The 12,273-nt window shown below is 64.8% G+C and carries 14 protein-coding genes; 12 read left to right on the top strand and 2 right to left on the bottom strand.

All coding sequences use genetic code 11. From position 1 onward, the window contains the following. Together VFW45_15440 and VFW45_15445 are read left to right on the top strand one after the other, a co-directional pair. A partial coding sequence (locus VFW45_15440; GenBank protein HEU5182177.1) for a hypothetical protein occupies positions 1-2,105 on the top strand: 2,105 nt, incomplete at its 5' end. A 44-nt stretch (positions 2,106-2,149) separates the two neighbouring features. Then, positions 2,150-3,391 carry a DHHA1 domain-containing protein gene (locus VFW45_15445; protein HEU5182178.1) on the top strand — a complete coding sequence of 414 codons (1,242 nt, stop codon included), beginning with the start codon at positions 2,150-2,152 and terminating at the stop codon, positions 3,389-3,391. A gap of 71 nt (positions 3,392-3,462) precedes the next feature. Here VFW45_15445 and VFW45_15450 read toward each other — a convergent pair whose 3' ends face one another. Both VFW45_15450 and VFW45_15455 read right to left on the bottom strand, forming a co-directional pair. Next, the gene (locus tag VFW45_15450; protein HEU5182179.1) at positions 3,463-3,591 is read right to left on the bottom strand and encodes a hypothetical protein; all 129 of its coding nucleotides are present in this window, start codon (positions 3,589-3,591) and stop codon (positions 3,463-3,465) included. After that, positions 3,592-3,900: a rhodanese-like domain-containing protein gene (locus VFW45_15455; protein HEU5182180.1), complete on the bottom strand. Its 309-nt coding sequence runs from the start codon at positions 3,898-3,900 to the stop codon at positions 3,592-3,594. It abuts the gene before it with no gap. Positions 3,901-3,981: 81 nt separating this feature from the next. Here VFW45_15455 and VFW45_15460 point away from each other — a divergent pair, with 81 nt between their 5' ends. From VFW45_15460 to VFW45_15505, 10 genes are all read left to right on the top strand, one after another. Beyond that, positions 3,982-4,272 carry a hypothetical protein gene (locus VFW45_15460; protein ID HEU5182181.1) on the top strand — a complete coding sequence of 97 codons (291 nt, stop codon included), beginning with the start codon at positions 3,982-3,984 and terminating at the stop codon, positions 4,270-4,272. After that, positions 4,227-4,589, top strand: coding sequence for a hypothetical protein (locus VFW45_15465; GenBank protein ID HEU5182182.1), 363 nt, complete (start codon positions 4,227-4,229; stop codon positions 4,587-4,589). Before VFW45_15460 ends, VFW45_15465 begins: the two co-directional genes overlap by 46 nt. Before the next feature lie 85 nt (positions 4,590-4,674). Beyond that, on the top strand, positions 4,675-5,493 hold the full coding sequence (locus VFW45_15470; protein HEU5182183.1) for a phosphatase PAP2 family protein: 819 nt from the start codon (positions 4,675-4,677) through the stop codon (positions 5,491-5,493). A 133-nt stretch (positions 5,494-5,626) separates the two neighbouring features. Continuing rightward, positions 5,627-6,550 (top strand): AraC family transcriptional regulator, encoded by a 924-nt coding sequence (locus VFW45_15475; protein ID HEU5182184.1) that lies wholly within the window; start codon positions 5,627-5,629, stop codon positions 6,548-6,550. Between the two features lie 36 nt (positions 6,551-6,586). Beyond that, positions 6,587-7,228 carry a hypothetical protein gene (locus VFW45_15480; protein ID HEU5182185.1) on the top strand — a complete coding sequence of 214 codons (642 nt, stop codon included), beginning with the start codon at positions 6,587-6,589 and terminating at the stop codon, positions 7,226-7,228. Beyond that, positions 7,225-7,482 (top strand): hypothetical protein, encoded by a 258-nt coding sequence (locus tag VFW45_15485; GenBank protein ID HEU5182186.1) that lies wholly within the window; start codon positions 7,225-7,227, stop codon positions 7,480-7,482. Before VFW45_15480 ends, VFW45_15485 begins: the two co-directional genes overlap by 4 nt. Before the next feature lie 12 nt (positions 7,483-7,494). Further along, positions 7,495-8,349: a redoxin domain-containing protein gene (locus VFW45_15490; GenBank protein HEU5182187.1), complete on the top strand. Its 855-nt coding sequence runs from the start codon at positions 7,495-7,497 to the stop codon at positions 8,347-8,349. A 107-nt stretch (positions 8,350-8,456) separates the two neighbouring features. Beyond that, entirely contained in the window at positions 8,457-10,019 is a 1,563-nt protein-coding gene (locus tag VFW45_15495; GenBank protein HEU5182188.1) for a peptidoglycan DD-metalloendopeptidase family protein, read from the top strand. Positions 10,020-10,036: 17 nt separating this feature from the next. Then, entirely contained in the window at positions 10,037-10,297 is a 261-nt protein-coding gene (locus VFW45_15500) for a hypothetical protein (GenBank protein HEU5182189.1), read from the top strand. 448 nt (positions 10,298-10,745) lie between these two features. Further along, the gene (locus VFW45_15505) at positions 10,746-12,233 is read left to right on the top strand and encodes a cytochrome c peroxidase (protein ID HEU5182190.1); all 1,488 of its coding nucleotides are present in this window, start codon (positions 10,746-10,748) and stop codon (positions 12,231-12,233) included. The last annotated feature ends 40 nt before the right edge of the window (positions 12,234-12,273 follow it).

Below are 12,273 nucleotides of genomic sequence, written 5' to 3' on the forward strand. Positions count from 1 at the left end.
TAAGGATTGTGAAAGCGATGCGGAATCTGCGCTCCGGTGCGGTCCTACTGGTGCTGATCTTGTCGTCCTGCCCGGCCGGGGCGGCGCTTACCGAGATCGAGCACTTCGATCGGGAGCTCGAGGCCCACGGGGTGTCCGTGGCGTACTCGGATGCGGGACTCGAAGCTCTCATCGAGATGGTCCGGAGCGATCTGGCTGGCTTGAGAACCCAGTCCCAGGCAGCCGACGGCGACGATCGGGAGGAGCTCGAGACCATGGCCGGCGCCGTCAACGGGGCGCTCGAGAAGTTTGCGGCGATCGCGGCGTCCGGCGATGAGGCGGCCAAGGCGGCCTCCTTTCCGGCGATCAAGTCGATGCTCTACAGCCTGCGCAGCGAGCTCCAGGGTCAGCGCAAGGCGGGGAAACTCTCCGGCGTCTTCGGCGTTCTGGGCAATCTCTCCTTGAAGCTCCCTTACCTGTCGCCGGAGGAGCGCAGCCGGCCGCTCACCGAGGCCGAGGCGAAGCTCGAGGCGGCCAATCTCCAGGACCCGGCGACCGGCAAGACCTATCGAGACCCGGCCCAGCTCGCGGGCCTCACCTCGGAGCAGGTATCGCGGCTGGATGTCCGAAGCGACAGCTTTCTCTGGTATACCGGCGACGAATTGCAGAAACTGAAGACCCGGCACGGAACCGCGTGGACGGCTCTCGAAGAGCGCGTCGAGAGCCGAGTCAGCCGCGCGCTGGACGCTCCCTACTCGCTGGATCGGGCACGCCGGGTGCTCGTCTTCGAGAGGATCCGGAAGAAAGCCACCTCCCCGAAGATCGACGCCCGGGATCTCTACGGGATCAGGTGGAAGGTCAAGTGGGGCGAGGAAGTCCAGACCGAGGCGCTCGCCAATCACCTCTATGTCGAGCTGGGAGGAAAGTACGCAGACCCTCTCTATACCAACAAGGGAGGCCCTCGCGATCTGGTGCTCGTGCTGCAGGAACAGGATCACGGCGACGCCGACGAGCCTTGCAAGCAGATCGCGAGCCTGGATCAGCTGAAGAGCTGCCTGCTCAAATCCACCTACCACTTCGACGTCTCCACCCATGTCGCAGGACACGGCGTCATCACGGAAAAGGTCCTGCAAGAGGAGCCGTTCGCTTCCCTCGCGATCAAGAAGAAAACCCTTCTCGGCCGCGAGTTTGTGACCTTCAACGAATCGCAAGTTTCGCTCGAGCCGGAGGCCGGCGAGATCCAGAGCCTGGGGGCCGGTCCCATGAGCTCTGCGGGCGCACTCGAGGATCGGGTCAAGCGCGGTCTTGCGGTGCTCAGCTACTGGATCCAGAACAAAGACGTCAAAGACGACAACAACCGGGGCATCATCGATCGCCATTCCTCGACCTACGTCGAGTACATGCACGATATGGGGGCCTCGCTCGGGACTCTCAAGATTTCCGGCAATCCGAACCTGCTGAAGATCGGGGATGCTTACGTGCGCCGGCGCGGCGGCAAGGTGAAATTCACGGCGAACGTCCTCTACCTGCCCAAGGCTTTCGATCACGTGACCTATGCGGATGCGGTGTGGATGGCGCGCAAGATTATCGACCTGCCACTTCAGGACATCCTGGCAGCCGTAGCCGCCACCCGGTGGCCCGACTTCCAGCAACAGGTCATGGCGAGCCGGCTGGTGGCTCGGCGCAATGCGATTTCCCGCGCCTTCGACGTCGGCTCCCCCCTCTCCTACCGGATCGAGCCCCAGGTCGTGCCGTTGAGCACGCCGGCGGATCGCCGCGCGGCCGTCGCCCGCTACCAGCTCGCGATCGCCACGCAGGGAGACGAAGGCAAGGCGCTGGCGCTGCTCGATCAGTTCATGCGGCAGTGCGGGATTCCGATCGATGGGCGCGGTCAGGCACGCTACGAGGACAAGGTCGACGTGTGGATCGATCCACGAAAGGACGAGCATCAGGAAGCCGTCCTGGCGACGCAGGACTGCGACAAGAGCGTGATCGTCGCCCTGCTCGAAGAGACGATTCATCCGGCGGGGCTGGCACGGCGCATCTGGCGCGGCAAGGATGACAAGCCGCTCGAGGCGTGCCGGCCGACTCCTAAGACGCTCGGCCTCCCCTCTCTGAAGGATTGACCGGGACCCCGCGATCCGGCGAGACTCTCACCGGAGGCACCGCGATGACCGAGCGGCTCTATTACGACGACAGCTTCCTGTACGAATTCGATGGCGCGATAGCCGAGATCCTCGCCTTGCCGGGAAGCGGGCGGTCGGCCGTCATCCTCGACCGCACCGCCTTCTATCCCACCAGCGGGGGCCAGGTCTTCGATACGGGGTGGATTGCCCCATCCGGCGGGTCTGGCGAAGCCACCCGGTGCGCGGTCATCGACGTAGCCGATCGGGAGGATGGAGCGGTCCTGCATGTCGTAGAGAGTGCGGCCGGCCTTGGCCAGGGGATGCGCGTCCTTGGCAAGGTCGATGCAGCCCGGCGGCTCGACCATATCCAGCAGCACTCCGGCCAGCATGTCCTCTCCGCCGCATTCATACGCCTGTTCGACGCGCCGACGGTCTCCTTCCACATGGGCGATGAGTCATGCACCATCGATCTCGACACCAGAGAGCTGTCGGCGGAACAGCTCCAGTCCGCCGAGCAGCTGGCCAACCAGATCATCCTGCAGAACCTGCCGGTCGGGATCCGGTATGTGACTCAGGAGGAAGCGCTGCAGCTGGGCCTGAGGAAGATTCCGCCGGCCGGCAAGGCTCGCTTGAGATTGATCGCGATCCAGGACTTCGACCTGACCGCATGTGGGGGAACCCATGTCCGCAACACGGGACAGATCGGCTGCATTCTGCTGCGCAGGACCGAGAAGGTCCGGCAGACCGTCCGCCTGGAGTTCGTCTGTGGGCAAAGGGCCGTAGCCACCGCCCGGCGGGATTACCAGGCCTTGTCCGAAGCGGCGGAGCTGTGCTCCGCGCACCTTTGGGATCTCCCTCAGCATCTCCGCAAGCTCCAGGACGACGCGAAGACGGCGCGCAAGTCGCAGGAACGGCTTCTGGAAGAGCTGGCCGGGCACCTGGCGCGCCATCTTGTGGCGGAGGCGCCCGCCGCGAACGGACGTAAAGTCGTGACCGGCCTGTTTCTCGACCGGGACCAGGCCTTCATCCGCCTGCTGGCCCAGAAATGCACGCGCGGAACGGACAGCGTCGTCGCGCTCCTGGCGAGCGGCGCCGGTCCCGCCGCGCTCGTTTTCGCGCAGTCTCCTGGGCAGCCTTTCGACATGGGAGCCCTGATGAAAGAGGTCCTTGCCAGGCTTGGCGGACGCGGCGGCGGAAGCAAGGATCTGGCGCAGGGAGGCACCGAAAGCGAGGCGCTGGAAGCGGAGCTCGCTGAGATCGGCAGGAAACTCCTCGCCGCACAGTAACCCGCCCCGAAATCAAAAGGCCGTCGGAGCATCTCCGACGGCCTTTGGTTATTAGAGCCGATGATTTCGTCTCAGCTCGGCTTGTCCCCCTTGACCACGGGCTTGCCCGCCTTGGTCCATCCCACGATTCCGGCCGGCATGATGTAGAGGTCTTTGTAGCCGAGCTCAGCGGCCCGCCGGGCCGCCTTGTGGCACTCCATTCACTTTTCGCTGTGGCAGTAGAAGATGATGGGCGCGCTCTTGTCGGGGGGAAGCACGCCTTCCTTGATGTTCTGGCTCAGCAGATGAACGGCTCCGGGAAGGTGGCCGTCGCGATAAACATCGTCATTGTTGCCATCAACAATGAGCACCCCGGGACTTCCCACGCGCTTCGCCACGTCATCCACGGTGAGCCGCTTGAACGGCTCGCTCTCCTCTTTCTTGCCTTCCGCCGCCCTGACTCCCGTCCACGATGCCAGCAGGGCGACCGCCGCCAGCGCCAACGGCCAGACCACCTTTCGTTTCATCATGCCCTTCTCTCCTTCGGAAGAATCCCAAGTTTGCACATGGCTTCATCTTAAGGCAAAACGCCTGTTCCTGGCGCGCCGATCTTGATTCGAGGCTCCAGCCGGGCGATTCGAGGGTGCTTCCACTGGGCGGTCATCATCGGGACCACGACCGTCGGGACGGAGGTTTCCGACCTCCTCGATCGAGCCTTCAAGCTCGGGTACACCGCCGGCTCGGCCCCCTGCTTGCTTGTCTTCTGGGCTCTCTCGCCGTCTGGTACCTTCAGGAGAGAAACCTCGAGGTCTATCCGATTTTCGAGAGGGAAAAGGAGCTGCTCTACTGGATCGCGGTGCTCTTCTCCAACAGCCTGGGCACCGCTTTCGGAGATTTCCTGAGCGATGATCTGGATCTGAGCTACCGGGGAGGTGCGCTGGTCACCGCGGGGATCATCGGCCTGGTCGTCCTCCTTCATTACGCCACTCGCATCAACCAAATCGCGCTGTTCTGGATCGCGTTCGTCTTCACGCGGCCGTTCGGGGCCACCTTTGGCGATCTCCTGACGAAGCCGGTCGAAAAAGGCGGTCTGGCCTTGGGGACCCTGCCTGCCTCTTCGGTGACCCTCGCATTACTCGCGCTGGTCCCTCTTTACACCCACTGGATCGCACGAGCGCGAAGCCACCAAAAGCCGGCGGAGCGGATCGAGACGGACTGAGGCGGCGGCCTTCTCGCGAAGGATCCGGTCCGTTCGAGGCGTCTCACAGGCAGACGTCTGCAACCACTGGGACCGGGGTCGTGTGATGAGCTTCCTCAATCGGCCTCCCGGCATGGATCGGCCGGCGAGATGCCTCACGGTCATATTGCTGCTTGGTCTCGCCGGCTGCGCCACAACCCCGATTCGCAAGGAAGGCGACGCGGACCTCCCACTGTGGCCGAGCGGGCCTCGATGGAAGACCGCCTCCCTGAATGGCCTTCGTGATCCGATCACCTGGGGGGGCGCCGCGGGCGCGGCCGTCATCGCCGCCGCGGGGTGGGACAGCAAGATCTCGAGCTGGGCGGTCGAGAACACGCCTGTCTTCGGGTCCGTCGACCATGCCAAAGCCGCCAGCGACGACCTGCGCTCGCTGTGCGCCCTGGCGATGCTGGGCACCGCGCTGGCAGTCCCCGGAGGAAGCTACCCCTGGCGCTCCCGGTTCGAGCGTCTCCTGGTCGAGGAGGGCGGCGTCTGGTCGGCTTCCAGCGTCACCAACCTCATGAAGGAGAGCATCAGCCGCGAGCGACCGGACGAAACCGACACTCATTCCTTTCCCTCGGGGCACAGCACCCGCGCCTTCGCATACAACGGGATGAGCTTGCGGAACCTGGATGCCATGGATCTCCCCGGCAGCGGCCGGACCTCCCTGAAGATCCTGTTCACCACGCTGGCCGCCGGCACCGCCTGGGCGCGCGTCGAGGGGGAGAGGCATTACCCCTCGGATGTTCTGGCGGGGGCCGCAATCGGCAATTTCATCTCAGTATTCATCCACGATGCTTTCCTCGGCCGCAGGGAGCAGGTCTCCGCGACGCTGCGAGCCGATCCCGAAGAGCGGTCTCTGAGCTTACGTATTACCTTCCCCTGACCCGCGCCCGCCGCTCGCTTCTTTCCGCCCGCCGGCGGATCTACTCCAAGCGCCCGAGGCCTCGCTGACTCGCCCGCCCCATCGATGCCTGGACATGCAACATTCGCCCCATCGGTCCGTATCAGGCTTACGAATGAAACCCTCGCTGCCGGTCAGGCCCGCACCCCTCGGGTCGACGTCGAAGGATGTCGCCGGAATCGATATCCAGTGGCTTTTCGACGGCCAGCTCGTACGCCTGAACCGCTGGTGCTGCCGGGAGACCGCGACCGGGCTCACCGGGGAGCGCCGGCAATTCTGGAGCGTCATCGGATTTGTCCACGGCGGCGCCTACGAGCTTCACTCTCCGCGTGGCAGCGTTCTCGTCGATCCGATGAAAGTCGCCTTCCTCAATTCTTTCGAGGCCTATCAGACCCGGCACCCCTGCGGGTGCGGCGATCACGGAACCTCGCTCATTCTCCGGGAGGATGTCCTGCGGGAAATCGTGTCGAGGTACCGGCCCGATTTGAGCGAGCCGGCCAAGGCTCCCTTCCCATTGCCGGCCGGGCCCTGTCCGAACCGGGCTTTTGTCCGCTATCGGCGGCTCCTCGATCGGCTGCTAGCCGGCGGCGGGGCCGATCCGGTACGGGCGGAGGAAGCCGCCTTGCAGGTGGCCGATGACATCGTTGCCGCCAGCTTTTCCGTGGGACCTCCACCGCCGCCGGGCCGGCGAAGCGTGCGCCGCGATCTGGCCGAGGACCTCCGTCGCCTGTTGGGGCGGACCTTCCGGGAGCCGGTCCGCCTGGCGCGCCTTGCAAAGGAGCTGGAAACGAGCCCCTTCCATCTTTGCCGCGTGTTCCGCGAGGAAACCGGGGAATCGATTCACCGGTACCTGACGCGGCTGCGGCTGCGCGCCGCGGTCGAGGCGCTGGGACGCGGGGAAAAGGACCTCAGCGGTCTCGCCTTCGAGCTCGGCTTCTCGAGCCACAGCCATTTCTCCCACTCCTTTCGCCGCGAGTTCGGCATCCCCCCGTCCAGGTTCCGCCCTTCTCCCGCCGGTTCGATCCGAGCAGGATTCTGACAGCGCCCCGGTTTCCGGGCGCGTATAAGGATTGCCATGAGACAACCTCGAAGACTGGCCCGCCTTTGCTTCCTTCCGCTTCTTCTGGCGGCTTCGCCCAGATTGGGGTCTCCCGCCGGCCCCGCGGCGGCACGTCCCGAGGTTCTCGAGCGTGATGCCGAGGTGAAGCTGGCGCTGAGCGCCGCTCCCGCCCACCTGCGCAAGGGAGCGGGCGTCTACGCGTTCGACAAGGAAGGCTTCGTGCAGGTTCGCCCCGGCACGAACGGCTTCACCTGCATCGTCAATCGCGATCACCCGCTCTCCCGCAAGCCGACCTGTTACGATGCTGAAGGCACGGCGACGATACTGCCGAAGGTGCTTCGGGTCGGAGAGCTGCTGGCGAAAGGCGTTCCCCTGCCGGCCATCGAGGCGGAGATTGCCGAGGGGTTTCGCACGGGACGCTACGTCGCGCCGCGGCGACCGGGCATGGCCTACATGCTCTCCGACGGCAACCTCGATTTCGATCCTTCCACCGGCAGGACCAGGATCTTTCCTCCGCACGTCATGTTCTACGCCCCCAACCTGACCAACGAAGACATCGGCTCGACAGGAGACGGCTCGGGCGGTCTGCCGTTCATCGCTTACCCGGGCCCTCACGCTTTCATGATCATGATGGCTCCGGGGGGAAAGGCTCCATGAATCGACCGGGAAGCCACGATCGCCGGGGCCGGAGAGTGGTCGCGGCGCTCGCCGGGCTGCTCCTGTTCTCCCCGCCGGCGGTTTCCCGCCCGCAGGTCGGGCCCGAGGTCCTGGTCGAGCCACGGGGCCTGCCCCTCGGGGCCCACGTGCCGGCCTTCCATGCCACGGATCAATCGGGACGGCCGTCAAGCTTCGAATCGCTCGTCGGCCCCAGAGGGCTGGTGCTCCTCTTCGTCCGTTCGGCGGACTGGTGACCTTATTGCAAAGTGCAGCTGGTCGAGCTGCAGGAGGCGAAGCAGCGGTTCCGCCGCCGCGGCCTCGGCCTGGCCGCGGTGACCTACGATTCCCCTGCGACGCTCGTGGAATTCGCCGCAACGCAGCACATCGACTATCCGCTGCTGGCCGATCCCGGCTCGGAAATCATTCGCGCCTTCGACGTCCTCGACCCCGACAATTCCGATTTCAATCGCGCGGGCGACGGGAGCGCGCCGAAGGACATGGCCTATCCCGGCTACTTCGTGATCGATCGCGAGGGGCGGATCACCGCGAAGTTCTTCGAGGCGATCTATTCCGACCGCCACACTCCGAACAACGTCCTGGGGAGCCTGTACCCGGGCGGTTCCGCCGGGAGCCGCGTGCGCTCGCGCCACCTGACCGCGCAGCCGGGGCAGTCGGATCGCATCGCGGCTCCCGGTAATCGCGTCACGCTGTTCGTGGAGATCTCCCTGCCGCACGGCGTGCACGTCTATGCGCCCGGCGTCGAAAAGTACCTGCCTCTCGAGCTTCGCCTGGAGCCCCCGGCGCCATTCGAGACCCGGCCGCCCCTTTATCCCGCGCCGCGGGTCCTGGAGATTCCCGTCATCCACGAGAGCGTTCCGGTTTACGAGAAACACCTGCGCGTCTCCGTGGATCTGATCGTTCCCGGGCGCAGCCGCAAGTTCCTCTCCTCCCTGCAGGAAGCACCGGAGCAATACCAGGAATTCGAGATCCCGGGAACGCTCCGGTATCAGGCCTGCGACGCCAAGGTCTGCTACCGCCCCGAGGAGGCGAGGTGGAGCTGGCGGCTCGGCGTCAAGCTCAGGAACATCCCCCGCGCCTCGCCGGAGAATCGGAGGAGCTGATGGGACCGAGCAGGATTCCGATAGCGGACCAATCCGGCAGGGATTACAAAGGCTGCACCATTGACAACGAATCCGCCGGAAGCCGGCGTGTCCTGAAGGAGAAGCTTATGAAGCGATTTGTCGTGGCGTTGGTGGTGCTGATGCTGCTCTATCCGGCCTGGGCTCCCGCGCAGACCGATTCCCAGGCCATGCGCGACGCGGCGGCCCTTTACAAAGCGGGCAGATTTGCCGAGGCTGCGAAGGCCTACGAGGCCGTGACGGGACAGGAGCCCGACAATGGCACCGCCTTTTATCAGTGGGGACTGTCGCTGTGGGAGATGGGAGACGCAGCGCGGGCCATCGAGGTCCTGAAGAAGGCCGATCCCCTGCTGGCCGGAATGCCGATGATGCAATCGGGCGTCCGTTTCCGGATCGGGCGCGCTTACGCGCGGCTGAAGGACCGGGAGAAGGCTTTTGAATGGCTGGGCCGCGCCATGGAGTCGGGGTTCCCGAACTACACCTTGTTCAGTACCGATCCCGACATCACGACGCTGAAGGGCGACACGCGGTACCAGAAGATTCATGACCAGCTGTACCAGCTGACGCTGCCTTCGGTGAATCCGACACTGCCGGTGGCGCTGGAGATTCCGGTCCATCCGAACCCTTTCCGGGCGGAGGGAAAGACCGTCCTCGCCTACGAATTGCACGTTTGCAGCCTCTTTCCCGGAGATCTCTCCCTGCAGCGGCTCGAGGTCCTCTCCGACGCTCCCGACGGGAAAGTGCTGGCGCAATATCAGGGCGATGAATTGGGAGCGCTCCTGTCCCATCCAGGCCTCCCGCAGGAGCCTGAGGACAAGGGCTCGATCGCCCCCGGGACACGCACCGTGGCCTTTCTCTGGATCCCGATCGACCCCGCCTCACCCGTGCCCGCGCGCCTCCGGCACCGGCTTCTGATCCGTGCGGTCAATCCGGGAAACAATGTCGTCCAACGGATCCTCGAAGGCGGCCCCGTCGACGTCGGGGCGCCCGCAGTGACCATCGGACCTCCTCTCAAAGGCCAGGGATGGGTGGCGCGCTGGATCGGCAACGAGTCATTTCACCGGCGCGGCCTGATGGTCATCAACGGGGAGATGGGAATCGGACAGCGCTTCGCGACCGACTGGGACAAATACGGACCCGATGGGAAGACTCTGCATGGCGACGGGACGCACAATGCCGATTTCGCCTCTTACGGCCAGGAGGCGATTGCCGTGGCCGATGCGACGGTCAAATTGGTCAAGACCGACGTTCCCGAGAACGATCTCAGCAATGCGAATCTGCCCAACACTCTCGACCTGGCAGCCGGGAACCATGTCGTGCTCGATCTCGGCGGCGGGCGCTACGCCCTGTACGCCCACCTGCAGAACGACATCCCGGTTCGTGCGGGCCAGAAGGTCCGCCGGGGGCAGCTCATCGGCCATGTCGGCAACACCGGGAACGCCGTCGGGCCGCACCTGCACTTCCAGCTGTCCACGAAGGCCGCCCCGTTGACCGGAGAAGGGCTGCCGTTCGTCATCGATTCCTACGAGCTTCTCGGACACGAGACGGAGGAGCAAGGCAAGGCAGGGACCTGGGAGCCTCCCGTCGATCGGGCCGAGTCCCGCAAAAAGGAGATGCCGGTCGGCAACCAGATCGTCCGCTTCGGCTCCTGACGCCCACTCCCACCACCGTGCTTCATCGGTCGGACGGCACGACGAACGCGGGCACATCCAGGGCGAGCCAGGCTTTCTGGCAGGTCGAGGACATCGAGCGCGAGGTGGCGGAGCTGAAGCGCCGCGGCGTGCAATTCGAGGAGTACGACATGCCGGGCATGAAGGGCGGAAATGACGGTATCTACACGGGCGGCGGCGCCAAGGCGGCCTGGTTCAAGGACAGCGAAGGAAATGTAATGGCCGTTATCCAGGCGATCAGGCCCGACTCCATCATGTGATCGTGGAACGAATCGCGATAGTTCCGTCAGCCGTCGGATTCCAGACAAGGAGCTTGCGAGGCGACCGCTAAAACGAGGAAAACTCCACAGAAAGCGTCCCGCCTTCTTGGTCGGCAGCGATTCCAGGGGTATATTGCCGCGAGCGAGCAGTTTTGAATCCCGGATTTCTTCCATTGGGTCCTTTCCCGCGGTCGTCCGCGTCGAGTCTGGATGATCGATGTACTACCCCGTTCCGATTGACCCCCAAGCCGAGAGTCCCTCCGTAAGGATCCTGTGCGTTTCCTCCCGGAAGGGAGCCCGGGACTCAGCAGTTACCGAGGTCAGACGCCTCGAACAAGCCTCCTGATCGGGGATCCGGTTATTTTCGGGGAGCATGAAATGAAAGGACCTCTCGAAAAGGGAGGTGTACGTGGCCAGACCCCTGCCTGCGAAGTCATTCTCACGATGGATGGCAATCTGTTGGGCCTTGACCTCGATCGTCGGCGGCGCCCTGGGAATCTACGCCGCAAGCGCCGATAGCACGAATGGGAGCGAGGTGAGCCTCGACCGCGAGCTGACGCGCGCGCTCGAGAGAGCCGGATTCACCGGACGCATCGAATCGACCCTGGAAACGCGGCTGGGCCGGCCGATCGACGCGCCCCGAGCCAATCTCGGCCGCATGCTCTTCTTCGACAAGATCCTGGGGCTGCATGACGACAATTCCTGCGCCGGATGTCATTCGCCGGCCTTCGGGTTCGGCGATTCCCAACGGATGGCCATCGGCGTCCAGAACAACGGCATCGTAGGTCCCCACCGGATGGGCCCCCGCAACCAGCGGCGTTCGCCCCTGGCATCGAACACGATCTTCTATCCGGCGCTGATGTGGACGCCCCGCTTCACGGCGATCTCGGGCGACCCCTTCAACTCGCCCCTCGGGTTCAAGTTCCCGCCTCCCGAGAACATCGTGACCGGCATGCCGACGCTGCTTTCCGCTCAGGGCTCGCTCCCTTCGACCGAGCTGGTGGAGATGGCCGGCTTTAGCGGCATCGCCGCCAATCCGGGTCCTTTCGGTCCACGTCACTACCAGTTCGACGACGGGCTCGGACAGGCCCTACCCGCTCCGGACGAAACCGGTTTCCACAATTTCCCCATCCAGGCAGTAGTGAACGCGCGGCTCAATGCCGTGCCGGCTTACCTCGATTTGTTCGCGCGGGCGTTCAACGGCGGCGTGCCGCTGGCGCCCGGCGGGATCACCATCGAGATGCGCCGGCTCGCCGTCGCCGAGTTCCAGGCCAGCCTGACCGCAGCCGACGCCCCGCTGGATCATTACGCCCGCGGAGAAACGTGGGCCCTGACCGACGCCCAGAAGCGCGGCGCGCTCCTCTTTTTCGGCAGGGCCCGGTGCGTTTCGTGCCATGCTGTCTCGGGCAAGTCCAACGAGATGTTCAGCGATTTCAGCGCCCACCGGATCGGCGGCCCGCAGGTCGCCCCGGCCTTCGGGATCGGAGCGGGAGACACCATCTTCGACGGACCGGGAGAGGACGAAGACTTCGGCTTCGAGCAGACGGAAGGCGATTCAGCCAAGCGCTATATGTTCCGGACCGCGCCGCTCAGGAACCTCAGGGTTGCTCCCGGTTTCTTCCACAACGGCGCTTTCGGAAGCCTGGAGGCGGCCATCGCCCATCACCTGGACCCGGAAGACTCGCTGCGTCATTACGACCCGGTCGCCAACGACCTGCCTTCGGATCTCCACGTGGGTCCTTTCATGGGAATTCTGAAGTCGGGCATCGACCCGCTGCTCCGGGGGCAGATCAAGCTCTCGGATCGGGAATTCCAGGACCTGGTCGATTTCGTGCGTAACGGCCTGTTCGACCCGAAAGTGGAGGAATTCTGCAATCGGATTCCCGCCGCGGTGCCGAGCGGAAGGCCTCTCCAGGTGTTCGAGGGCTGCCCTTAGGCTGGCGCTTCCTGGCGTCACCGGTTGAAACAAGAAAGCC

Source organism: Candidatus Polarisedimenticolia bacterium, from assembly GCA_035764505.1.
Classification (GTDB): Bacteria; Acidobacteriota; Polarisedimenticolia; order Gp22-AA2; family AA152; genus AA152.

Coding starts and splice junctions, on each gene's coding strand:
- VFW45_15445 (HEU5182178.1), top strand. CDS start 2,150: ATGACCGAGCGGCTCTATTACGACGACAGCTTCCTGTACGAATTCGAT.
- VFW45_15450 (HEU5182179.1), bottom strand. CDS start 3,591: ATGGAGTGCCACAAGGCGGCCCGGCGGGCCGCTGAGCTCGGCTACAAA.
- VFW45_15455 (HEU5182180.1), bottom strand. CDS start 3,900: ATGATGAAACGAAAGGTGGTCTGGCCGTTGGCGCTGGCGGCGGTCGCC.
- VFW45_15470 (HEU5182183.1), top strand. CDS start 4,675: ATGAGCTTCCTCAATCGGCCTCCCGGCATGGATCGGCCGGCGAGATGC.
- VFW45_15475 (HEU5182184.1), top strand. CDS start 5,627: ATGAAACCCTCGCTGCCGGTCAGGCCCGCACCCCTCGGGTCGACGTCG.
- VFW45_15480 (HEU5182185.1), top strand. CDS start 6,587: ATGAGACAACCTCGAAGACTGGCCCGCCTTTGCTTCCTTCCGCTTCTT.
- VFW45_15485 (HEU5182186.1), top strand. CDS start 7,225: ATGAATCGACCGGGAAGCCACGATCGCCGGGGCCGGAGAGTGGTCGCG.
- VFW45_15495 (HEU5182188.1), top strand. CDS start 8,457: ATGAAGCGATTTGTCGTGGCGTTGGTGGTGCTGATGCTGCTCTATCCG.
- VFW45_15505 (HEU5182190.1), top strand. CDS start 10,746: ATGGCAATCTGTTGGGCCTTGACCTCGATCGTCGGCGGCGCCCTGGGA.